The sequence below is a fragment of the Aeromonas lusitana genome, assembly GCF_002812985.1.
GTDB classification, from domain to species: domain Bacteria; phylum Pseudomonadota; class Gammaproteobacteria; order Enterobacterales; family Aeromonadaceae; genus Aeromonas; species Aeromonas lusitana.
On the sequence record NZ_PGCP01000003.1, the window covers coordinates 282991 to 305320 of the forward strand.

15 protein-coding genes are annotated in these 22330 nt (G+C 61.5%); 4 read left to right on the forward strand and 11 right to left on the reverse strand.

Annotated features, from left to right (window positions below):
- Window positions 1–56 precede the first annotated feature (56 nt).
- From CUC44_RS02805 to sixA, 3 genes are all read right to left on the reverse strand, one after another.
- The gene (locus CUC44_RS02805) at window positions 57–977 is read right to left on the reverse strand and encodes a DMT family transporter (protein WP_100858473.1); all 921 of its coding nucleotides are present in this window, start codon (window positions 975–977) and stop codon (window positions 57–59) included.
- A 198-nt stretch (window positions 978–1175) separates the two neighbouring features.
- Window positions 1176–1382, reverse strand: a complete 207-nt coding sequence (locus CUC44_RS02810) for a DUF1107 domain-containing protein (protein WP_157812739.1) — start codon at window positions 1380–1382, stop codon at window positions 1176–1178.
- A 133-nt stretch (window positions 1383–1515) separates the two neighbouring features.
- Complete coding sequence (gene sixA / locus CUC44_RS02815; protein WP_100858475.1) at window positions 1516–1983, reverse strand: phosphohistidine phosphatase SixA; 468 nt, start codon at window positions 1981–1983, stop codon at window positions 1516–1518.
- A gap of 161 nt (window positions 1984–2144) precedes the next feature.
- Here sixA and CUC44_RS02820 point away from each other — a divergent pair, with 161 nt between their 5' ends.
- Complete coding sequence (locus CUC44_RS02820) at window positions 2145–4919, forward strand: insulinase family protein (RefSeq protein WP_100858476.1); 2775 nt, start codon at window positions 2145–2147, stop codon at window positions 4917–4919.
- 278 nt (window positions 4920–5197) lie between these two features.
- Here CUC44_RS02820 and CUC44_RS02825 read toward each other — a convergent pair whose 3' ends face one another.
- Entirely contained in the window at window positions 5198–5845 is a 648-nt protein-coding gene (locus CUC44_RS02825) for a thiopurine S-methyltransferase (RefSeq protein ID WP_100858477.1), read from the reverse strand.
- A gap of 205 nt (window positions 5846–6050) precedes the next feature.
- Window positions 6051–7397 carry a leucine-rich repeat-containing protein kinase family protein gene (locus tag CUC44_RS02830; RefSeq protein WP_100858478.1) on the reverse strand — a complete coding sequence of 449 codons (1347 nt, stop codon included), beginning with the start codon at window positions 7395–7397 and terminating at the stop codon, window positions 6051–6053.
- A gap of 296 nt (window positions 7398–7693) precedes the next feature.
- Here CUC44_RS02830 and CUC44_RS02835 point away from each other — a divergent pair, with 296 nt between their 5' ends.
- From CUC44_RS02835 to CUC44_RS02845, 3 genes are all read left to right on the forward strand, one after another.
- Window positions 7694–8458: an SDR family oxidoreductase gene (locus tag CUC44_RS02835; RefSeq protein WP_100858479.1), complete on the forward strand. Its 765-nt coding sequence runs from the start codon at window positions 7694–7696 to the stop codon at window positions 8456–8458.
- A gap of 59 nt (window positions 8459–8517) precedes the next feature.
- Window positions 8518–9345, forward strand: a complete 828-nt coding sequence (locus tag CUC44_RS02840; RefSeq protein WP_100858480.1) for a methylated-DNA--[protein]-cysteine S-methyltransferase — start codon at window positions 8518–8520, stop codon at window positions 9343–9345.
- 444 nt (window positions 9346–9789) lie between these two features.
- The gene (locus CUC44_RS02845) at window positions 9790–12045 is read left to right on the forward strand and encodes a M9 family metallopeptidase (protein ID WP_167388755.1); all 2256 of its coding nucleotides are present in this window, start codon (window positions 9790–9792) and stop codon (window positions 12043–12045) included.
- A gap of 30 nt (window positions 12046–12075) precedes the next feature.
- On the opposite strand, the gene CUC44_RS02850 is transcribed toward CUC44_RS02845, so the two are convergent.
- The 6 genes from CUC44_RS02850 to CUC44_RS02875 all read right to left on the reverse strand — a co-directional run bounded on the left by CUC44_RS02850 (window position 12076) and on the right by CUC44_RS02875 (window position 21847).
- On the reverse strand, window positions 12076–12894 hold the full coding sequence (locus CUC44_RS02850) for an AraC family transcriptional regulator (protein WP_100858482.1): 819 nt from the start codon (window positions 12892–12894) through the stop codon (window positions 12076–12078).
- A gap of 167 nt (window positions 12895–13061) precedes the next feature.
- Entirely contained in the window at window positions 13062–13334 is a 273-nt protein-coding gene (locus CUC44_RS02855) for a hypothetical protein (RefSeq protein WP_100858483.1), read from the reverse strand.
- 383 nt (window positions 13335–13717) lie between these two features.
- Entirely contained in the window at window positions 13718–15307 is a 1590-nt protein-coding gene (gene guaA / locus CUC44_RS02860) for a glutamine-hydrolyzing GMP synthase (RefSeq protein ID WP_100858484.1), read from the reverse strand.
- A gap of 84 nt (window positions 15308–15391) precedes the next feature.
- The gene (guaB, locus tag CUC44_RS02865) at window positions 15392–16855 is read right to left on the reverse strand and encodes an IMP dehydrogenase (RefSeq protein ID WP_100858485.1); all 1464 of its coding nucleotides are present in this window, start codon (window positions 16853–16855) and stop codon (window positions 15392–15394) included.
- A 274-nt stretch (window positions 16856–17129) separates the two neighbouring features.
- Window positions 17130–17750, reverse strand: a complete 621-nt coding sequence (locus CUC44_RS02870; protein ID WP_244166703.1) for a YitT family protein — start codon at window positions 17748–17750, stop codon at window positions 17130–17132.
- A gap of 887 nt (window positions 17751–18637) precedes the next feature.
- Entirely contained in the window at window positions 18638–21847 is a 3210-nt protein-coding gene (locus tag CUC44_RS02875; RefSeq protein WP_244166704.1) for an alpha-amylase family glycosyl hydrolase, read from the reverse strand.
- Between the last annotated feature and the right edge of the window lie 483 nt (window positions 21848–22330).

Consider the following 22330-nt stretch of genomic DNA (forward strand, 5'->3'; position numbering starts at 1 on the left):
TCAGAAACAAGAAAGACCGCCCTTTGGCGGTCTTTTTCTGTCTCAATCCTTTTATCTCAATCTTCTTGACAACCCGCCATAGCGAGCCTGGCCCGTCGCCGCACCACCACGGGTTTGACCAGCAACTGCGCCAGCAAGACCCCCAGCAGCGTCATGCCCCCCCCTATCAGGTGATAGCTGGTGAGCCGCTCTCCGAGCCAGCTAATGGCCAGGGCCGCCGTCATCACCGGCAGCAGGTTCATGAAGATGGCGGTACGGCTCGCCCCAAGTAGGGCTATGCCCTGCATCCAGAGCCAGGGAGAGAGAGCCGAGGTCGGGATCCCCGCATAGAGGATGAGCCAGAGCGCGCGTCCATCCGGCCATTGCCCATCCACCAGCAAATAGAAGGGAGTGAGAAACAGCAAGCTGCACAGCACCTGGCCGTAGAGCATGGACCAGTTATCGAGCCCCAGATCCCAGTGCTTGAGCAGCACGCTGTAGAGCGCATAAGTGGCCGCCGACAGCAGCATATAGACGTAGCCGATGTGAATGCCCTGGGTAAACAGGCGGGAGGGATCCCCCTGCCCGAGCAAGATGGTCAGCCCGAAGATGGAGATGACGCCGCCGAGCAGGGCGCCCCAGGTCGGGCGCTCGCGCAGCAACCAGATGCTGAGCAGCACCGTCATCAGCGGGGTCAGCCCCATCATGAGGCCTATCTCGGTGGCTCCCAGGGTCTGAGCTGCGTAATAACCGAAGCTCTGGTTCAGCACCATGCCGAGCAGGGCCAGCATGGCCAGCTTGTAAAAACCCGCGCGCAGCTTGGCGCGATCCCGCCAGGCACGATGGGCCAGGAAGGGGGTGAGAATAATGGCCGCCACCACCCAGCGTGACCAGGCCAGAGCTGCCGGTGACAAGACCCCCACCGCCAACTTGCTGACGATGCTGTTGCCGGCCCAGATAGCCATGCAGGAGAAGGGAAACAGAAAGGCAAGGGGCATGCTAAATCCAGAGAAAGGAAGCGGGTATTTTGCGGGAGTATAGAGAGGCAAACAGGATAAGCAAGCACCGCAATCGGGGGGCGAATAAAGTCTTTCAAAATGGGTATCGAACAGAGCCACAACCCTGGTGCCGGCCCCAAAAACAATCATGCCCGCACAAGGGCGGGCATGAAGCAGACGATCATCCTGACTGGGGCATCAGGCGGCGTCCATGTGCAGTCTCGAGATCAATTCATTGACTTCGAGCACCGTCTGGCGGTGGGGAATGTCGGCCGGCGTTGGCATCAGCAACAAGCCTGACTGGAAATCGAAGCGCCCCCTGCCGTGGATGTAGATCCGTCCCTTGAAGAAAGTTTTTACATGTTTTGCCACCATCAGCGGCAGGTATTTCTTGAACACTCTCATCGTTTGCAACCTCTTGCAGTTGTATCCGTATGACAGCAGCTTCTGCGAAATAATTCCGTCAAATTTGTATAAAAAACCGGAAAAATCGCCTATCTCTTCCCTAAAAAACCATCTTGTAACTTTTTATTAACTTTTAGCGTATTGTATGCGGTCCTTCCAACCAGAGCAATACCCCCTTGCCATCTTGCCACTCGATACAGGCAAGCCCAGAGGTGGCAAACATGGGGGCGCCCGCCGCCGGACACAGGCTCTGCACCAGATAGCCCACCAGTGGCAGGTGACTCACCATCAGGATGTTCTCATGTTGGGCCGCGATCGCCGTGAGATAACTCGCGACCAGGGCCGGATCCCCATAGGGGGTGATGTCGCCGCTCTCCTCGACGCTCTGCGCCTTTGGCAGCTCGGGGGCGATGGCCTGCCAGGTCTGGCGGGCACGCAAATAGTTGCTGTGGATCGCCAGGCTCAAGGAGTCTGCCAGCTGGGGGGCCAGCCAGCGGGCCATGTGAACGGACTCTTCAATGCCCTGCTCGGTCAGTGGACGCTGTTCATCAGTTTTTGCATTCATGCCAGCCTGGCCATGACGCATGATGTAGATTTTCATTACAACCTCGCCCAAGGGGCCTGTTTAAATAGCGGGGGAATATTACCCCGCCATGCCGGGGGAAACAATTGCGCTACCTCTCAGAAAAGGGTTTGCCTCACAAGATAGCGGGGCCGATAATCACGATTAAATTCAAATAAATTCACCGCGAGTCAGCCTACATGAGCCCACATGCCAGTCCCAACGACCATAGGCGGTATCACTATCTGGAGCTGGCAAACCGGCTCAGGATCCTGCTTGTCTGCGATCCCGATACCGACAAGTCCGCCGCCTCCCTGGCGGTCAACACGGGCCACTTCGACGATCCGGTCGATCGGCAAGGCATGGCTCACTTCCTTGAGCATATGCTGTTTCTAGGTACTCAGACTTATCCCAAGCCCGGTGAATATCAACAGTTCATGAGCCGTCACGGCGGCAGCAACAACGCCTGGACCGGCACCGAATTCACCAACTTCTTCTTCGATATCGACAACGGCTTCTTCGAAGCCGGGCTCGATCGCTTCTCCCAGTTCTTCATCTGCCCCACCTTCGCCCCGGAATGGGTCGACAAGGAGCGCAACGCGGTCGACTCCGAATATCGCCTCAAGCTGCAAGACGATGTGCGCCGCAGCTATCAGGTACATAAAGAGACCGTCAATCCGGCCCACCCCTTCTCCAAGTTTTCGGTGGGCAACCTGGACACCCTGGCCGACTTGCCCGGCCGGGATCTGAGATCCGACCTCGTTGCTTTCTACGAGCAACACTACAGCGCGGATCGCATGGGGCTGGTGATGATCTCCCCGGAATCCATCGAGACCCAGCTCGGCTGGTGTGATCGCTTCTTCGGTCCCATCCTGAATCGCAACCTGGGCACCCCCACCCTCTCGGAGCCCCTCTATCGCCTCGACGATCTCGGTATCCGTATCCAGATAAAGCCGGTCAAGGAGACCCGCAAGCTGGCGCTGACCTTCCCCCTACCGAGCGTGGACGCCTATTACGACAAGAAGCCCCTCACCTTCCTGAGCCACCTCATCGGCTACGAAGGGGACGGCAGCCTGCTCTCCCTGCTCAAGGGCAAGGGCTGGGTCAACCAGCTCGCCGCCGGTGGCGGCATCAGCGGTGCCAATTTCAAGGACTTTGGTATCAGCTTCGGTCTCACCCCCCTCGGACTCGAGCACGTGAACGAGATCATCGAGGCGCTGTTTGGCTACCTAAAACTCATCGAGCGCGACGGCCTGCAGGCCTGGCGCTACGACGAGAAGCGCAGCGTGCTGGAATCCGCCTTCCGCTTCCAGGAGCGGGGCCGGGCGCTGGACACCGCCTCCGGTCTGGTGCTGAACCTGTTCAGCTATGCTCCGCAAGATCTGCTCTACGGGGATTACATGATGCGCGAATATGACGAGGCGCTGATCCGCCGCTTCCTCGCCAAGCTCACCCCCCACAACCTGCGCATGACCATTCAGGCCCCCGAGGTGAGCACGGATCGCCTCGCCCGCTGGTATCAGACCCCCTACAGCGTCAGCCCCATCACCGAGGCGCAGAAGATCCGCTGGCAACAGAGCGAGCCGGCCCCTGGGTTGCACCTGCCGCAGCCCAACCCCTTTATCAGCACCCGGCTGGACGCACGCACCCCAGCCCTGCCCGCCGACATGCCCGCCTGCCTGGTGGACAGACCGGGCTTTCGGCTCTGGCACCTGCATGAGCACCTGTTCGGGGTGCCCAAGGGCAACCTCTATATCTCCATCGACAGCGAGCATGCGGTGCGCAGCCCGCGCCACATCGCCATGGCGCGCCTCGCGGTGGAGCTGCTCACGGATCACCTCAACGCCCTCACCTACCCGGCTGAGCTGGCCGGGCTCGGCTACCAGATCTATGCCCACCAGGGGGGCTTTACCATCAACATGAGCGGCTTTGCCGACAAGCAGCCCTTGTTGCTCGACATGATTTTGAGCAACCGCACCCTGGGCTACCCGGATCCGGCCCGCTTCAGCGAAATCAAGGAGCAGCTCATCCGCAACTGGGAGAACCAGTCCAAGACGCGTCCCATCTCCCAGCTGTTCAACCAGCTCACCAGCCTGCTGCAGCCCAACAACCCGCCGTTCGAGCAGCTGCTGCGCCACCTCAGAACCATAGAGCTTGGCGAGATGCCCGAGTTCGTCGCCCAGCTGTTTGCCAACGTGCACGTGGAGACCCTGGTGCACGGGGACTGGGATGTGACCGAGGCGCTCGAGCTCGCGGCCCTGCTGGAGCGCCATCTCGGCGACAACAGTCAGCCCAGCGCCGAGACGCGCCGCCCCCTCATCTCCATTCAGGACAGGGGCACCCTCATTCGCGAGCAGGGCTGCGAGCACGAAGACTCGGCGCTCCTGGTCTACTACCAGTCCCGCACCGTGCGGGCGCGGGATCTCGCCTGCTTCACCCTGGCCAACCACATCATGTCCTCCACCTTCTTCCACGAGCTGCGCACCCGCCAGCAACTCGGCTACGTGGTGGGGGCCGGCAACCTGCCCCTCAATCGCCACCCGGGCCTCATCTTCTATATCCAGTCGCCGGTGGCGGGGCCGCAGATCTTGCTGGATGCGGTGGAGGAGTTTATCGATCTCTTCCCGCTGGCCATGCTGGAGTTCACCGAGCAGCAGTGGCAGGACAGCAAGGCCGGCCTGCAGGCCCAGCTCAGCGAGCGGGACGCCAACCTGCGCAGCCGCGGTCAGCGGCTCTGGGTCAGCATAGGCAACAAGGATCTCGGCTTTGATCAGCGGGAACGGGTGTGCGAGGAGGTGGGGAACCTCAGTCGCGCCGATCTGGTGCGCTTTATCACCCAGCTGCGCTCACGCACCTCGGACCGGTTGATCCTCTGCAGCTATGGCCAGGGCCACGAGCACGACGAGCGGATCACCGGCCAGTTCATCGACGATCCCAAGGCGTTTCGCCTCGCCGCCGCCACCTTCGAGGCCTGATCTCCTCTTTTCACCACGCCGCAGACAATAAAAAGCCGACCCCTGGGGGTCGGCTGGAAAAACCATTATCAATTGCGACCTGAGCCGCCAAAAGTGAACATGAGCGTGAAAATCAGACACTGAGCTGATGTCGGGCCTAGTGATAACAACCAGAGCACACCGGCCGAGACCAACAGTGATTGAGAAACAGGCTCATCTTAGACAGCCTCTTCGTCCATCACGTTGATCTATGTCAAAGGAGGTAAAAAGAGTCTCACGCTCCTCACCAATGGGGAGTCCTAGCTGCGCCGCGTCAGTCGGTAGGCAACCTCGTCAAAGTAGGAGAGCTGACCGCTCTGCACCCTGGGGTGCTCCTGCTCGCTCGCCCGCCCCAATACTTCCACCGCAAAGTCCCGCTCGAACAGATGGCGCACCTCCATCTCCCCCACCGAGAACGGCGGCTGCTTCTGCTGCTCCGGTTGATACTCCAGGGTCACCAGCAGGATCTGTCCCGCCGGCGCCATCAGGCGGCTCATCAGCTCGGCGTATTGGCGGCGCATGGCGGTCGGCAGCGCGATGAGGGCCGCCCTGTCATAGGCCAGCCGGTACTCGCGCCCAAGGGCGGGGGCCGCGAAGAAATCCCCCTGATGGATGCGCAGGCTCTCATGCTGATAGCAGCGGTAGGGACCGATCTCGGTCACCGTCTCAGCCAGCCGGTTTTCACTGAAAAACTGCTCGATGGCGAGCTCGGAGAGCTCGAAGCCATCGACGGGATGACCCTGGCCGCTCAGCCAGAGCATGTCGCTGGACTTGCCGCACAGGGGCACCAGCACTGTGTCCTCCCCTCGCCCGGCGGACCAGCCGACCGGCAGCCAGGGGTTGACGTCCGCTTGATGGAAGCCTATCCGGTTCTCTTCCCACTTCTGATGCCAAAACGCCGCTTCCATCCTGTCCCTCTCGTCACCTGCAATGATGCATCAATATCACAACTTCACCGGGGCGGCGCAAGCCTTGTCGACCCTGGCCTGCCCATTTCATCGGGCAATCGCCAGCAGCATTAAATGTGCACTTACATCCATTTTACAGGTGAATTTGACTACTCACTCGCCACCTTGCAACGCTTTATCTGCAGGACTTATCACCCGCAGCCGTTTATGTCAGCAGTGGTGCCATCTCGGCCCTCAACAGTGGCTGGATCTGACCAAGCCGGGCATGGATCTCGGCAAAGCTCGGCCGCAGGGCCGCCTCCGGGCGCTGGCATTCGTTCGCCAGTCGGTCAAGCGCCTCGCTCTGGGCCACTTGCACCGGGCACAGGGCCAGCAGCTCTTCCAGCAGGCAACCGAAGGCGCGCACCTCCAGCCGCTCCAAGCCGGCGGCCAGCACAGAATCTGCCAGGGGGTAACAGGAGGCGGCGCCAAAGTCCCCGAGCAGCACGTCCCCCTCCCCATCGTGGAGCAGGTTGTGGCCATAGAGATCCCCGTGCATCACCCCCAACCGGTGCAGATGGGCAGCGGCCGAGGCGACTTCTGTGGCCATGGCAAGCGCGGCCGGCAGCGAGAGCACGAGCCCCTCGGGATAGATATCCCGGGTGCAAGAATCAAGGCTCGGCGGTCCCGCCAGGTTCTGCATGTGAGGGCTGATCAGGATCATTCCGAGCGCCGGGATCCCCGAGGGGTGATCGCCGACCCGCCCCATCACCCCGATGAGCGCCGCATGCTGACCCGCCGCCAGGGCGGCCCTCATCTCGGCCGCCGGCAGGCCGTCACTGGTCACGGCGCCCTTGAACAACTTGAGGGCCAACTCCACTGGCTGACCCGCTGCGGAGTGCCAGATCGCACGGTGAATGGCACCGGATGCCCCCTGCCCCAGCAAATCGCCCACTTCGAGTTCCTGCCAGGGGATATCGGCGACCGAAGTTGCCCTCTTGGGCTCCCAGCCGTCGGCGAAGGGATTGCCCGCATAGGCGAGCCAGGCGAGGCGCGGCAAGGCAAGCAGCCAGGCGGGGAATGCCGTAAGCCGGTTCGCGGCGATGCGCAGCAGCTCGAGACGCTGGCAGTGGGCGAGGCTCGCGGGCAACTCGGTCAAGCGGTTGCCCGCCAACATCAGCTTTTGCAGGGAGGTACACTGACCCAGCTCATCAGGCAGGCGCTCGATGGCGTTGTCGGTCAGGATCAGCCAGCGCAGCCTCGCGGGCAGCGCCTTGGGAGATACCACTTCGATCCGGTTGGCCTTGAAGCCCACCATGGTGAGCGCGGGGCAGTTCCCCAGCACCTCGGGCAGTTCGGTGAAGCGGTTCTCGGAGCAGAAGATGATGCGCAGTTTCGTGCACTCGGCCAGCTCGTCCGGCAGCGAGCTCAGCTGATTGCCGGTGAGATCCAGCACCTCCAGTGTCTCTTTGAGGCTAAAGATTTCGAGGGGGAAAACCGCCAGGTTTTCAGAGAGTTTGAGGTGACGAGCACCGTTCAACTCACCAGCGCGCAGCTGTTCCAGGGTATGCATGGCAATGTCTCTATCGGGGCGGCCTGCCGTCAGTCGTGGTGAAACAGGCCATCTGCACCGCCGGGCAGGCCCGGCAGTCATTAAAGGAGGGGCATTATAAAGAACTGGCGCCAGAGTTCGCCTGTTTTGTTGCAGATGGGTGCCATATCGCCGCCGAACGCGGTGCCCAAGGGGGTTGGTAACACAGGTAAAGAGAGCAAGATCCGGGTCGCTCCGGCCCCGGTTTGTCGCCATAGTGGGTTCGAACAGACCCAAAATAGCGCGCAAACTGCGCCAACCAACCCGAGGGATCCGCCATGCCCATGTTGTCAGATAAAGTCGCCATCATCACGGGTGCCAGCTCCGGCATAGGCCGTGCCAGCGCCCTCCTGTTTGCCCAGGAAGGGGGCAAGGTTATCGTCGGAGCACGCCGCCAGCCTGAGCTGGACCTGCTGGTAGAGGAGATCCGCCACGGCGGCGGCCAGGCAATAAGCCTCGCGGGGGATGTCAAAAACGAAGCCTATGCCAGGGCCCTGGTGGAGCTCGCGGTTGAATGCTTCGGGGGACTGGATATCGCCTTCAACAACGCAGGCACCACAGGGACGCCGGGCAGCTTGCAGGAGCAGGAGCTCACACAGTGGCAAGAGACCCTGGATACCAATCTCACCAGCGCCTTTATGGGGGCCAAGTACCAGATCCCCGCCATGCTGGCCCGTGGCGGCGGCTCCCTTATCTTTACCTCCACCTTCGTCGGCCATACCCTGGGACTGCCCGGCATGGCGGCCTATGCCGCGAGCAAAGCCGGGCTGATAGGCCTGACCCAGGTGCTGGCTGCCGAGTATGGGGCGCAGGGGGTTCGGGTCAACGCCCTGCTGCCGGGGGGCACGGATACCCCCATGGGGCGGGCCTTTACCAATACCCCGGAGAGTCTGGCCTTTGTGCAAAACCTCCATGCCCTCAAACGGCTGGCTCGACCGGAGGAGATAGCCTGCTCGGCCCTCTATCTCGCGTCCGATGCATCGAGCTTTACCACCGGCATTGCCCTGTTGGCCGATGGTGGGGTATCTATCTGTCGTACATGACATTGTCGCACCCGAATTTGCCACACCTGAAGCTGCGCCCCCTAACGTGAGAGCACTTTATGTCAGACTATGCCCGCATCGCCGATGCCATCACCTTTATCGCAAGCCGGGTGGAGCGCCAGCCCAGCCTGGAGGAGATAGCGGCCCACGTTCACTTGAGCCCCTTTCACTTCCAGCGGCTCTTCAGCCGCTGGGCCGGGGTCACCCCCAAACGCTATTTGCAGGTGCTGACCCTGGAGAGGGCCAAGTCGCTGCTACATGAGTCGCGCTCCCTGCTGGAGGTGGCCGATACCCTGGGCCTTAGCAGCGGCTCCCGGCTCTACGATCACTTCGTGCAGCTCGAGGCCGTCACACCGGGTGAGTACAAGCAGCAGGGAGCCGGGCTCGTCATCGAGCATGGCGTGCATGACACCCCCTTCGGCCAGGCGTTCGTCGCCCTGACCCCGCGGGGGGTGTGCAACTTCTCGTTTCTGGATAACAAGGCCCCGGACGCGCCGCTAGCCGCCCTCGCCCGCAGCTGGCCAGAGGCAGAGCTGAGGGAGGCGCCATCACGCACCCAGGAGGTCATCAACACCATGTTTGATGGCAGCAAGAAGCCGGATCGCCCCATCTCCTTGCACGTGAGCGGCACCAACTTCCAGATCAGCGTCTGGCGGGCGCTGCTACAGATCCCGCCGGCCAGGGTGGTGAGTTACGCCCAGGTGGCGAGCGCCATCGGCAACCCCAAGGCCGCCCGCGCCGTGGGGCTGGCGGTGGGCGCCAACCCAATTGCCTTCGTCATCCCCTGCCATCGCGTCATCCAGCAAAGCGGCAAGCTCGGTGGTTATCACTGGGGCGAGACCCGCAAACAGGCGATACACGCCTGGGAAGCGGCGAGATATGAATGAGCACTGCGCTTAAGGCGCGGCCTGTTATGGGAACAACAGGGCTGTTGGTTACTAGGTCGCAGACCATCAAGCATCACCGGACAAGTGTTCGTCGATGTAAAGGGGAGGCATCAGAAGAGTCGGAGCGCAGATCGCCCCTCATGTTGCCTTGGTTTGGTCGCGCAATAATTAACAATGCCTGTCCATGTTATTTCCTGATGGTGAGGGGGGCCCAAATCTTCCCGCATCTGCGGATCCCTATGATGGGGTACTACCTGCCCACACCAGGTGGCGAAGGCATGTCCGGGCGAAGCGTTTTTGGCAAATTGCGCCGTCAAGGCGCAGGGATATGCCAATACGGGCGGGGGGACTCTCTGCCACATTAGGTGTCCCGGACCGGCGCAGGGAGGCGCCAGCAGCGTGACTACACCGGCACGGGCATCTACCCCAACCATGGAGAGTCCAATGCTTGTACTAAAACCCCTGACATGTCTGTTGTTGGCGGGCTGGGCCAGCGCCCTGGCCGCCACCGAGGCCCCCGTCTCCCTGCCCTCGCCCGCCATGGTGCCGGCAGACCTGGCCGGCGCCGAGCACGGCCAGTCCCTCGCTACCCTGCCGGCGCCGCGGCTGCACCGTCTGCTGCCCCCGCCCGCCGCCCCCGAGCTGACGCAAGATCCCCACGCCCAGCGCGACCGGGAGCCCGACTGGCGCGCCCAGGCCCAGAGCCTGCTGACCGAGGGGGAGGATTGTCGCGATCCGGCCGGCTTCCTCGACAAATCCGGTGCTGCACTGGCCGACTACCTGGAGGGTCTGCCCGAGGTGCCGTGCACCTATGGCCTCTTCTCTCTCACGGCGGACGACGGCGCCCGCATCTATGACACCGCCAACCTGCTGGCGGTGGCCAGACGGTTGCAGGCGCGCGCCGCCGACTATCAGGGCAGCGGCCGTGGCCTCGCCAATCTGGTGCTCTATCTGCGCGCCGGCTACTACAATGCCATCGCCCGCGATCTCTATCCGGAGCCCCCACTCACGGTGCGCGACGCGATCCGGGTCGGCCTCGATCGGCTGCTGGACAACCCGGCCCTGTTCATCCCCAATCCAGACGCGGGCAGCACGATCGGAGAGAGCTTCACCCTGATGACCAATCTCCAGGATGAGGCCTATTACTTGCCGCGCCTCAAGCCCCTCATCGCCCGCTTCACCAATCGAGACGGACAGCCGGATGCCGCCGATGCCCTCAAGCGCTGGGAGGTGGGGTCGGGTTACACCGGCCTGCTGACCGTCCTGTTCATGTCCCACTACCGTGCTGAGGGGCGTGCCCTGGCCGAGCGAGACGGCAGCTACGCCGAGGCCCTGTTCGCCTTCGTGCAGGGCAACCAGGCCGCCCTGCTCGGCACCAACTATGCCTACCAGCTCACCGACAGCCTGAACGAGGCCCTGCGCTACATGCAGTATCCTGCCCACTTCGCCGCGTCGCGGGCCAGGATCGAGCAGATCCTGGCAAAGAGCAGTCTGGATGGTCCCGGCGCCGATCTCTGGCTCGCGGCCGCCAGTGCCGTGAAATACTATGACAATGCCCGCTGCGCCGAGTACGGCACCTGTGACTTCGAGCAGCGGCTGGCCGACATCGTGCTGCCGATCCGCCACGAGTGCGGGCCAACCCTGCGCATCCGAGCCCAGGATATGACAGAGCAGCAACTGACCGAGAGCTGCACAGCCTTGGCCAACGAGGAGCAATACTTCCACCGCATGCTGAAGAGCCAGAACCGGCCACTGCCGGGCGACGTCAACGACGCGCTGGAGGTGGTGGTGTTCGACGACTACACCAACTACAACCGCTATGCTGGCGTCATCTATGGCATCGCCACCGACAACGGCGGCATGTATCTGGAAGGGGATCCCGGCCAACCCGGCAACCAGGCGCGCTTCATCGCCCATGAGGCTTCCTGGCTGCGCCCCCGGTTCTCTGTGTGGAACCTGGAGCACGAGTATGTGCACTATCTGGATGGCCGTTTCAACATGGCTGGCGACTTCGCCCGTGCCATCAGCCAGCCCACCGTCTGGTGGATAGAAGGTCTGGCCGAGTATCTGTCCCTTGGCAACGACAACGCCAAGGCGATCGAGGCAGCCCGGGCCGGCTCCTATCCCCTGTCGACCATCTTCGGCAACACCTATGACATGAACGACTATGGGGCCCGCGCCTACCGCTGGGGCTATATGGCGGTGCGCTACATGTTCGAACACCACAGGGACAGGGTGGACGAGACCGTGACCCAATTTCGCGCCGACGACTATGACGGCTACTGGTCGACCATGCAGGGGCTGACCTATGACGACGGCTTCGCCGCCTGGGTGCAGACGGCCACCACGGCCGGCCAACCGCCCGAGCCGGACTGCGGCTATCCCGACGATCAGCTCATCGACGCGACCTGTGCCCGCACCGGTATCGCGTCGGACGACATCCGCTACTTCTACGTCTTCGTACCCCAGGGGACGACCCGGCTGACGGTGCAGACCCGAGGCGGCAGTGGCGACGCCAACCTCTATATCATGCACCAAGGCTGGCCGAACCGGGACAGCTACGATCAGGGCTCGGTCAATGGCGGTAACGACGAGACAATCACCATCCAGGCCCCCGAGGGCGGCACCTACTACCACATAGCGGTGGACGCCGGTGCACCCTACCGGGATCTGAGCCTCAGCGTGGGGTTGGCTCAATAGGTGGGTACGACGCGCCGCACCGGCGGCGCGTCACTTCTCCCGGCGCAGCAACTGCCGGTACTGGCGTGGAGACAGGCCTGTCAGGGCTCGAAACTGCCGCGACAGGGCGCTCTGATCGCAAAAACCGCACCGCAATGCGATGTCGGCGATGGCCATATCGCTGCCCTTTAGCCAGTTGATCGCGATGTCGATGCGCGTCTTGGTGATGAACTGGCCGGCGGAGAGCTGGAAGATCCGCTTCATGCGCCGCTCAAACTGGGCGACTGATACCCCGGCTCGCCTCGCCAGCGATTCAATACGCAAGGGGGCGGAATAATGGGTGAGGATGTGGTCGACCGCCTCGACGAAGCGATCGTCGATGAAGCCGGCCCGGCTCGGCTCGTGCAGATCGCGTGACATGCATACCAGGCCGACAATGGCGCCACTGGCATCGCGCAGCGGCTCCTTGTTGGTCAGACACCAGCCGGGGCTGCGGTCGTTAAACAGGGTCAGATCGAGATTGTCCACTACGGGCTCACCGGTGCCAAACAGGCGCTCGTCCTGGGCCTGGTAGCGGGTTGCCATGTGAAGCGGGAAGATCTCGTGAGCCGTCTTGCCGATGGCGTCATGCCGGCTTGCCAGGCCACAGCGCTCAGTACAGGCCTCGCTGATGCTCACATAACGGCCGGCTCTGTCCTTGATGGAGAAGACAATGTCCGGGGCCCGATCGAACAGGGCCTCGAGGCACCGCGCGTCGGGCAGCGCCCGAAAGAACTGCTGCCGCCAGGTATCCAGATCGGCGCGCAGATGCCCCGGGCGGGGAGGTTGGGTGGGCAGCCACGCCGCGAGGGCGCAGGAAGTCTCTCTCATCATCCATGTCCTTGTTTGTGTATCCATACGAAGCGCAACAGTCGGTGGAGCAGACTGTATTCGATTTAAAAAAGAAAAGACGCCGCTCGGCGTCTTTTTCATTGGTGAGGTTTTGAGGCTAGCCGATCAATGACTTCACACCCTCCCAAACTCATCTCGCTACCGGATCAGATAGGGGTGATGGAGGTGATATGGGCTGAACCATCCAGGGACTGGAAGATCTGCACCACGGCTTCCCCGTGGATCGGGTTGGGCAGCGGCACAGTGCTCTTGCATTTGAAGCGGTAATTGGTACCGGCCACCACCTGGGTGGAAACTTCGAAGGGCTTATACTGCACCCCCACAAATCCTTTCAGCGCTGCATCGAATACCGCCTGATCTTTTGCGGTCAACTTGTGATATGCCGTCCATCCGCCAACAAGCACTGCTTGTTCTGACATAACAAACCCTCCGTAATTACTTGCCCTACTCATATGGCTGTTCGGGATCCGCCCCGTTGATTCAAGTGGTTTCCGGACTCCACCGGGGGAGATGCCGAAGATCGGCGCTATGGCCTGCAGCTGGCATGAACGCGTGCTGACACCACACTCCCCTCTTGCCACGACCGGCGCCTCACAGCATCGGTCTCAATTGGCATGAATGAGCCTAGTTCTGATAACAAACAAATCAATAAGATACCCACTGTCAGAAATGACAGTGGCAAGTGGGCACAAAAGGTACTCAAGAAAAGCAGATTGGAACGCAAACGATTGATAAAAGAAAAGACGCCTCAAGGGCGTCTTTTTGACAGTTTTGCGTTATCGGCAGGAAAAGGGGTTAACCCTTATTCCCATTCGATGGTTGCGGGCGGCTTGCCGGAGACGTCGTACACCACGCGGGAGATGCCGTTGATCTCGTTGATGATGCGATTCGAGACGTGACCGAGGAAGTCGTACGGCAGGTGAGCCCAGTGAGCGGTCATGAAGTCGATGGTCTCGACGGCGCGCAGGGCAATGACCCAGTCATACTTGCGACCGTCGCCCATGACACCGACGGAGCGCACCGGCAGGAAGACGGCGAACGCCTGACTGACCTGGTTGTAGAGATCGGCCTTGCGCAGCTCTTCGATGAAGACCGCATCGGCTTTGCGCAGCAGATCGCAGTACTCTTTCCTCACTTCGCCAAGGACGCGTACGCCCAGACCCGGGCCCGGGAACGGATGACGGTAGAGCATGTCGTAGGGCAGACCCAGCTCCAGGCCGACGCGGCGCACCTCGTCCTTGAACAGCTCGCGCAAGGGCTCGACCAGACCCATCTTCATCTCTTCCGGCAGGCCGCCGACGTTGTGGTGAGACTTGATGACATGGGCCTTGCCGGTGGCGCTGGCGGCGGATTCGATGACATCCGGGTAGATGGTACCCTGAGCCAGCCACTTGGCATTCTTGAGCTTCTTGGCTTCATCGTCGAACACTTCCACGAAGACGCGACCGATAGTCTTGCGCTTGGCTTCCGGCTCGTCGATACCCGCCAGAGCAGACAGGAAGCGCTCCTCGGCGTCGACCTTGACGATCTTCAGACCGAAGTGGTCACCGAACATCTCCATCACCTGGGTGCCTTCGTTCAGGCGCAGCAGGCCGTTGTCCACGAACACGCAAGTCAGGCGATCGCCGATGGCGCGGTGCACCAGCATGGCAACAACGGAAGAATCCACGCCGCCGGAGAGGCCCAGGATCACCTCATCCTCACCCACCTGCTCGCGGATGCGGGCGACGGCGTCGTCGATGATGGTAGCCGGGGTCCACAGGCACTCGCAGCCGCAGATGTCCTTGACGAAGTGCTCCAGCAGACGGGCGCCCTGACGGGTGTGGGTCACTTCCGGATGGAACTGCACGCCGTAGAATTTCTTCTCTTCACAGGCCATGGCGGCGTGGGGGCAGGTCGCGGTCTGAGCTATGGTGGTGAAGCCGGCCGGGATTGTGGTGACCTTGTCGCCGTGGCTCATCCAGACGTCCAGCAGGGCGTGGCCGTTCGGGGCGATGGCGTCTTCGATGTTGCGCAGCAAGGCGCTGGCCTGGCCGGACTGACCCAGCACTTCGACCTGGGCATAACCAAATTCACGTTCGGTGGAGGATTGCACCTTGCCGCCGAGCTGCTCGGCCATGGTCTGCATGCCGTAGCAGATGCCGAATACCGGCACGCCGGCGTTGAACACATACTCGGGGGCGCGGGGGCTGCCGGCCTCGGTCACGGATTCCGGGCCGCCGGAGAGGATGATGCCGTTCGGATTGAAGTCGCGGATCTGCTCTTCGGTCACGTCCCAGGCCCACAGCTCGCAGTAGACGCCGATTTCACGAACGCGGCGGGCGATAAGCTGGGTGTACTGGGAACCAAAATCCAGGATCAGGATACGGTGAGCGTGAATATTTTTAGTCATTTTATTCCTGCTTCAGGCTGATGTTGTCACAAAAAGCGTGGGGGCTAAAAAAGGGTGGAGAAACGGGGCCGCAGCCCCGTTTTATCAGCCCATCCGATAGTTGGGGGCTTCTTTGGTAATGGTCACATCGTGGACGTGGGACTCTTTCATCCCGGCGCCCGAGATGCGCACGAACTCGGCCTTGGTGCGCATGTCGTCTATGGTGGCGCTGCCGGTCAGCCCCATGGAGGAGCGCAGGCCGCCCATCTGCTGGTGAATGATCTCTTTGAGGCGGCCCTTGTACGGTACGCGCCCTTCGATCCCTTCCGGCACCAGCTTGTCGGCGGCGTTGTCAGTCTGGAAGTAGCGATCGCTTGAGCCCTTGGACATGGCGCCCAAGGAGCCCATGCCGCGGTAGGACTTGAAGGAGCGGCCCTGGTAGAGCTCGATTTCACCCGGTGCCTCTTCGGTACCGGCGAACATGGAGCCGACCATGACGCAGCTAGCGCCGGCGGCGATGGCCTTGGCGAGATCCCCTGAGAAACGGATGCCGCCATCGGCAATGACAGGGATGCCGGTGCCTTCCAGGGCATCGACTGCGTCGGAGATGGCGGTGATCTGGGGCACGCCGACACCGGTCACGATGCGGGTAGTACAGATGGAGCCAGGGCCGATACCGACCTTGACGGCGTTGACGCCCGCTTCCACCAGCGCCAGGGCGCCGGAGCCGGTAGCCACGTTGCCACCGATGATTTGAAGATCCGGATAGGCTTCGCGAGTGGCCTTGATGCGATCCAGCACGCCCTGGGAGTGGCCATGGGAGGAGTCAATCAGCAGCACGTCCACACCGGCCTCGACCAGGGCGGCGACGCGCTCCTCGTTGCCGGCACCGGCACCGACGGCGGCACCGACCCGCAGGCGACCCTTGTCGTCTTTACAGGCGTTGGGCTTGCGCTCGGCTTTTTGGAAGTCTTTGACAGTGATCATGCCCTTCAACTTGAAGTCGGCGTTGACCACCAGCACCTTCTCGATACGGTGCTTTTGCATCAGAGCAACCACCTCTTCACGAGGAGCACCTTCACGCACTGTGACCAGACGATCCTTCTGGGTCATGACTTGTTCGACGGTCTGGGAGAGATCGATCACGAAGCGCACATCACGGCCGGTAATGATACCCACCAGCACATTGCCGTCGGTGACGACGGGGTAGCCGGCGAAGCCATTCTTGAGGCTCAGCTCCTTGATCTGGGCGATGGTCATGTCGGGACGCACGGTGACGGGGTCAGAGACGACGCCGCTCTCGTACTTCTTGACCTTGCGCACTTCGAAGGCCTGTTGCTCGATGGACATGTTCTTGTGAATAAAACCAATGCCGCCTTCCTGGGCCAGTGCGATAGCCAGACGGGCTTCGGTCACTGTGTCCATGGCAGCGGAAATCATCGGAATATTCAGGGAGATAGCAGACGTGAGCTTGGTGCGCAGGTCGGCGGTATTCGGAAGAACAGTGGAGTGGGCTGGAACCAACAATACATCGTCGAAGGTCAGCGCTTCTTTGGCAATCCTGAGCATGGCAATATCTCACCGTTGTGGAAGTGGGGGTGTAAAATATTGCCGACAAATTTTACTCATGCTTTGGTCACTGGTAAAGAAGTTTTTTGAATTTTTTATGGCGTAGCCCGATTTAACGGGACCAACGGGGCAAAAAACTAATAAATTCAGGCGTAACCATGTCTTTTTGTGGGACAAGATGATCTTTTTTGCCGTTGGGGCCTTTTTAGCCACCAAGCCCTCGCCAGGGTATTTTTTAACAATTCCCCTGCCCGCCCGGGACGCCGGGGCGGCCTCAGTTGCCCTGATAGCGGCCTGGCTTGTGCCAGTTCATCAGCATGGCGTTCATGGCGAGCGCGCTCAGGGTAGACCAAAGCAGCAAGGAGAGTGGCAGGGTCAGCAAGGAGAGGACGAACACCAGCACATCCAGCAGCATCTGGCTCTTGCCCGCGTTGATACCGGCGCGCCGTTGCAGCCAGAGCGTGACCACGCCGACGCCCCCGACCGAAGCATTGTGGCGCGCGAGAGACAAGACCCCCATGCCGAGGAAGGTGCCCCCCACCAGGGCGGAAAACAAGGGGTGAATGTAGCTCACCGTCAGCAGCAGTGGCACCCCCTGGGTCGCGGCCGAGAGCGCCAGGTTGACCACCAAGGTCTTGAGCATGAAGGCCCGGCCCATGGTGAAGTAGCTGAACACCAGAAACGGCAGGTTGGCCAGGAAGAACAGCAGGCCGATGGGCAGGCTGCTGACATGGGCGAGCAACAGCGCGATGCCGGCGATGCCGCCGGTGATCATGCCGGAGCATTTGAGCAGATTGAGCCCCACGGCGATAAACATGACGCCGAGCACCATGCCGTACACATCGTCCTTGAGAGTATGTGCCAGCCCCTTGCCCGCCGGGGATGACATGGTCATTTCACCTTCCATATGACTCCTTATTTGACCCTTTTGACCCTGAATAACCTAATGACGCGACTTCGTGAGCCGATCCCCGACCGTATACGGGCGCCGCGTGCTCGCAATATCTTGCATGGCAGCCACACCTGGGAGGGAACTCGTTTTCCATCCCGCGAGATGCCGACAAGTTGCAGCAAAAACGGCGCCAACCAACACAAGAGACCATTAAACAATAAATATTCAGAGTTAACGTCTAATGCGAACATCAAAAGCAGTTCGTTATATCTGCCTGAAAACTCCCGGATCCGGCGAGTCAGCATGTTTGCACTGCCCAAGTGCGCCGCTGCTTAAAACTCGGTCACGGCTCGGGCCTGAAACCGGCAAGAGGCCCGCGGCGCAAGGCCTGCAGCCGGATTTTGAGAATTCGCATCCTCACTCGGACCTGCCGTTATTGCCCAAGGTGCCGATCTGAGTGCATCACGACGCGCACCATTAAGGTGCGATAGCACCACTTCGGTGCAAAGAATCCATATAACGCACCTGGCAACCAAGGAGTTCATCCTCCCCTGACGGCGCACAGAAGATCCCTCCCCTAGCAAGCGAGCGGGGCTATCACTTGCAGCACATAAAGGCCCTTCCTACGGCGCACAAGGTCTCCTTTTTCTTATCGTATTCAGGGAGAACTGCATTGATTCAGGGAATGCCGCGCATATCGCAGCGGGTAGCAGGTAGCAGGTAGCAGGTAGCAGGTAGCAGGTAGCAGGTAGCGCGAGTATCCGCAGCATGGATCCAACGCGGGTATAAAACGAACATAAAAAAGTCGGCCCTTGGGCCGACTCTGAGTGCTATTCGCTGTCATTGCAGCGAGCTGCGACCCCGGCATGCCGGGCTGCTTATAAACCGTATCATTTCAAATACTTGCCATCGCTCCCTATCTTGCCCGGGCCGTTCAGCACCCAGACCCGCGCCGAGTAGGCGGGCACGGCGAAGCTCAGGCTGCCATTGCTGACGTTGACCGTGCTGCCGGTCACGGCGTCCTTGTAGCTGCCGTTTTTCACGCCGCTGATGCTTATCTGCTGGGCCGAGTTGGCGGCGAGACCCACGGCCGCGTAGCTGCCCTCGGCGCCGAGATCGCGCACGAAGCTCATGCCGCTGCCCCACTCGCTCACCTGACTCATGGGCGCCTTTTGCAAAGCGGGCACCGCCTTGCGGATCTGGTTCAGGCGCTTGATGTGCTGATAGAGCGGGTGGGAGGCGGTCGCCGGGTTGTCCAGCACGTCGCCGTAGTAGGCGCGGCCGGTCTGATCCACCGTCATGGTGGCGCCATCGATGTCTTGCGGCTTGCCGGCCTGGAACATCACCTCCTCCCCGTAGTAGAGGGTCGGGATGCCCCGCGCCGTCCACAGCAGGTTGTAGGTCATGGCCGCATTGCCCTCTTCCCCGCCGTAGCGGTACTTGAAGTCGTTGTCCGGCCCCACGTCATGGTTCTGGAAGAAGGTGATGAGCTTGGTGGCATCCCCGTAGACCCAGTCCATGCCGAAGATACCACCGACCCCGCCAAAGCTGCCCTTGGTGACGTTGTCACGGAAGGTGGAGAAGAGGGAGAAGTCGAGCACCGACAGGCCGGAATCCCCGCCGGCGCGCGGATTGGCCGGATCGCTGGTGGTGCGGGTGTACCACCAGGGGCGGATCACCGCGGAGGCGTTGTCGTTGGCGATCTCGGATCCCCAGCCTGTGCCCTTCACCAGGTTCTCGCCAAACACGAACAGCCCGGGTTTGTGGGCCTGCCAGTCGTGGACATAAGTCAGCAGTTCGTCGCGCTCTATGTGCTTGAGGGTATCGATGCGGATGGCGTCGACCCCCATGTCGAGGTACTGGTGGATGGCGCCGTTGATGTAGGCCTTGACGTTCGCGTTGCCGGTGGCGAGATCGATGCAATCCCCCGCCATGTGCTTGCGCTGCAGGGAGAGCGGATTCTCCCAGTCACCGCCGGACATGAAGCCGTCAAGGTGATACCAGGCGGGATCCAGCCCCTGGGCGTCGATGCCGAAGAAGCGGTTGGGGTTGTAACCGGCGCTCGGTACCGTGCTGCCGGTCTTGGGATCCACCAGGGGTTGCACACCTTGCGGATCGGACTGACAGCGCGCCTTGTACCAGTCGGGGGCCGCCGGGTTGTCATCGTCACAACGGTTCGCGCTGGTGTAATCCCCGAGGTTGCCCTGGTAGGGACCGTTGTTGATGAGGCCCTGGCTCGAGCCCGCCGGCACATAGTATTTGATGGGCAGGTGATCGATCCAGGTCTTGCCCCGCAGGCCATACTGGCTGGAGTGGTTGATCACCACGTCCTGTATCACCTTGATCCCCTTGGCGTGGGCCGCCTGGATAAACTCACGATAACCCGCCCCCGGCGACTCCAGCCTAGGGTCAACCCGGTAGAAGTCGTAGGCGTGATAGCCGTGGTAATCGAGGCCGGAGCGGTTTTCCACCGGCGGCGTCACCCAGATGGCGGTGAAACCGAGATCCTTGATGTAGTCGAGCTTGGCGATCAACCCCTTGAAGTCGCCGCGCCAATGGGGATCCCCCGCCTTGTAGCGATCCCGGTTGTAGTAGTTGTTGCCGGCATCCCCGTCATAGAAGCGGGCGGTCAGCAGGAAGTAGATGCTCTCCCCGCGAAAATCACCCGCAGCCACTGCCTGATCGCCTATGTAGTAGCTGAAACTCTGCTCACGGCGATTGCCGGCAGCATCAACCCCCAGGGTTTTGATCACCAGATCGGCGCCGCTGCCCTTGTCGCTGGCGCTGATCCCCTGGCCATTGTAGAGAGCTGAGCTGGTGCTCGGCGTGCTGCCATCCAGGGTGAAATAGAGCTTGGGCGCGCTGTCCTTGTCATCGCTCACGGTCAAAGTAATGGATTGCGCCTGGGCATAATTGCCGGGAGCCGGGCTCGCGCTCACCGTCGGTGCCTGGGTGTCGGCACCGGCAAGCGGCGCCACGTCCAGCGCCTTGCGCTGGGCATCGAAGCAGATGCGGTAGCTGGTGTTGCCGGTCACCTTGTAGTCCTGGGCCGGGTAGGCTTCGGTCCAGTCCCCCTTGTGATCCACCTTGAAGCGGGGATCGCTGCTGCCAAAGGCCTGCTCGGTACAGAAATTCACCCCGTCCTGACTGGTCATGGCGGTCAGGCCCCAGTTGTTGGGGGTGCCGCGGAAGTACCACTTGTCGCCGCTCTGGGGCGCGGCCACCACCACGCTGGCGCTGCTGCTCCCCTTGGCGCCCTGATCGTCGGTCACCGTCAGGCCATAGGTGAAGGTGCCCGCCTGGCTGGTGTTGACCACGATACTCTCGGTGGTCTCGCCGCTGCTCCACAGATAACTGGCTATCTGGCCATCGGCATCCGTGGAGTCGCTGCCGCTCAAGGTGAGCGCCTCACCGATTGCCACATTGACGGTGCCCCCCGGGGTGATCACCGCCAGCGGCGGCTGGTTGTCATCCCCAAGGGGGGTGATGCTGTAGGCCAGGGTCTGGTCGTTGACCTGGAAGCGGACCGTGCCGGTGCCGCTCCAGAGGATGTCGCCGCCGCTGCGCTCCAGCACCCCATCGGCGTTGCTGTCACCGTAGTTGGTGGCCCAGTCACCGGCCTGATCGAACTTGAGGCGCTGGCTGGCCTTGCCATCCATGTAGCCCTCGGCCTGCCACAGGTGATCGGCCACCAGGGTCATGGGCAGGCTAGCCCAGCCGTTGAAGGTGCCGCGCACCTGCAACTGCGGCCAGCTCTTGGCAAAGCCAGTCTGCCCGCAGCCATCCACCGCCGTGGCTGTGATGGCCTGGGTGCCGGCGTTGATGCGAATTTGATAGTGGGTGTTGGCATTGACCAGGCGATCGGCCGCCGGGTAGCTCTGCTGCCAGTTGCCGTATCTGTCTATCTTGAAGCGCGGTCCGCCGCTGGCGTCCCCGCCCTGAAAGAGCTGGCAGGTATCAAAATTGACGCCATCGGTCGAGACCATGGCGGTCGCCGCCCATCCATTCGCGGTACCACGGAAGAACCACTCTGCCGCCGTCGCGTGTGGCGACACCATGAGCGATCCCAACAATCCGGCCGCGATAATCCATCTAGCCATTGATAGTCCTTTATTTTCATTGTTTTGTGTGTGACGCCGGTGTGCCCCGGCATTCCCCCATCCGCTACAGTCCCGCCTTCAGATGAGCCCAGCCAGTCTAGGGCGCAAACTGGCCAGCCAATGACCCTTGGCGTGCAAAATGTGACCAGAATCGACCTCGACATTGGCTATATGTGATTGATAGCGCTTTCATTTCTACCATCTCGCCAAATGCTGAGTACGCATGTCCCTGGCGATGATCCCATCCCCTGCAGCCATCAGTTGGCAGCCCCGACGCTCTTTTCAGGGGCAGTGCCATCCCCCTGTGTTTGATCAGCCCCTGCTTCCCTCTGCGCACCGCAGGCGCGGCTGCGCGTCCGTCCATTGCGAGAGACGGTGCCAGCCGAGCCAGGCTCGCCCCGATAGGGTGCCATATGGACACCACTGAGGCTCTTTCGATTAAAACAAGATTGATAATCTTTCTTGTTTGCACCTACAAGGTGG

Excerpts from the sequence above, each read along its gene's own strand:
- CUC44_RS02850 (WP_100858482.1), bottom strand. The coding sequence starts at position 12,894 with ATGAGAGAGACTTCCTGCGCCCTCGCGGCGTGGCTGCCCACCCAACCT.
- CUC44_RS02830 (WP_100858478.1), bottom strand. The coding sequence starts at position 7,397 with ATGCATACCCTGGAACAGCTGCGCGCTGGTGAGTTGAACGGTGCTCGT.
- CUC44_RS02855 (WP_100858483.1), bottom strand. The coding sequence starts at position 13,334 with ATGTCAGAACAAGCAGTGCTTGTTGGCGGATGGACGGCATATCACAAG.
- CUC44_RS02870 (WP_244166703.1), bottom strand. The coding sequence starts at position 17,750 with ATGACCATGTCATCCCCGGCGGGCAAGGGGCTGGCACATACTCTCAAG.
- CUC44_RS02810 (WP_157812739.1), bottom strand. The coding sequence starts at position 1,382 with ATGAGAGTGTTCAAGAAATACCTGCCGCTGATGGTGGCAAAACATGTA.
- CUC44_RS02820 (WP_100858476.1), top strand. The coding sequence starts at position 2,145 with ATGAGCCCACATGCCAGTCCCAACGACCATAGGCGGTATCACTATCTG.
- CUC44_RS02845 (WP_167388755.1), top strand. The coding sequence starts at position 9,790 with ATGCTTGTACTAAAACCCCTGACATGTCTGTTGTTGGCGGGCTGGGCC.
- sixA (WP_100858475.1), bottom strand. The coding sequence starts at position 1,983 with ATGAAAATCTACATCATGCGTCATGGCCAGGCTGGCATGAATGCAAAA.
- CUC44_RS02805 (WP_100858473.1), bottom strand. The coding sequence starts at position 977 with ATGCCCCTTGCCTTTCTGTTTCCCTTCTCCTGCATGGCTATCTGGGCC.
- CUC44_RS02875 (WP_244166704.1), bottom strand. The coding sequence starts at position 21,847 with ATGGCTAGATGGATTATCGCGGCCGGATTGTTGGGATCGCTCATGGTG.
- guaA (WP_100858484.1), bottom strand. The coding sequence starts at position 15,307 with ATGACTAAAAATATTCACGCTCACCGTATCCTGATCCTGGATTTTGGT.
- CUC44_RS02835 (WP_100858479.1), top strand. The coding sequence starts at position 7,694 with ATGCCCATGTTGTCAGATAAAGTCGCCATCATCACGGGTGCCAGCTCC.
- guaB (WP_100858485.1), bottom strand. The coding sequence starts at position 16,855 with ATGCTCAGGATTGCCAAAGAAGCGCTGACCTTCGACGATGTATTGTTG.
- CUC44_RS02840 (WP_100858480.1), top strand. The coding sequence starts at position 8,518 with ATGTCAGACTATGCCCGCATCGCCGATGCCATCACCTTTATCGCAAGC.
- CUC44_RS02825 (WP_100858477.1), bottom strand. The coding sequence starts at position 5,845 with ATGGAAGCGGCGTTTTGGCATCAGAAGTGGGAAGAGAACCGGATAGGC.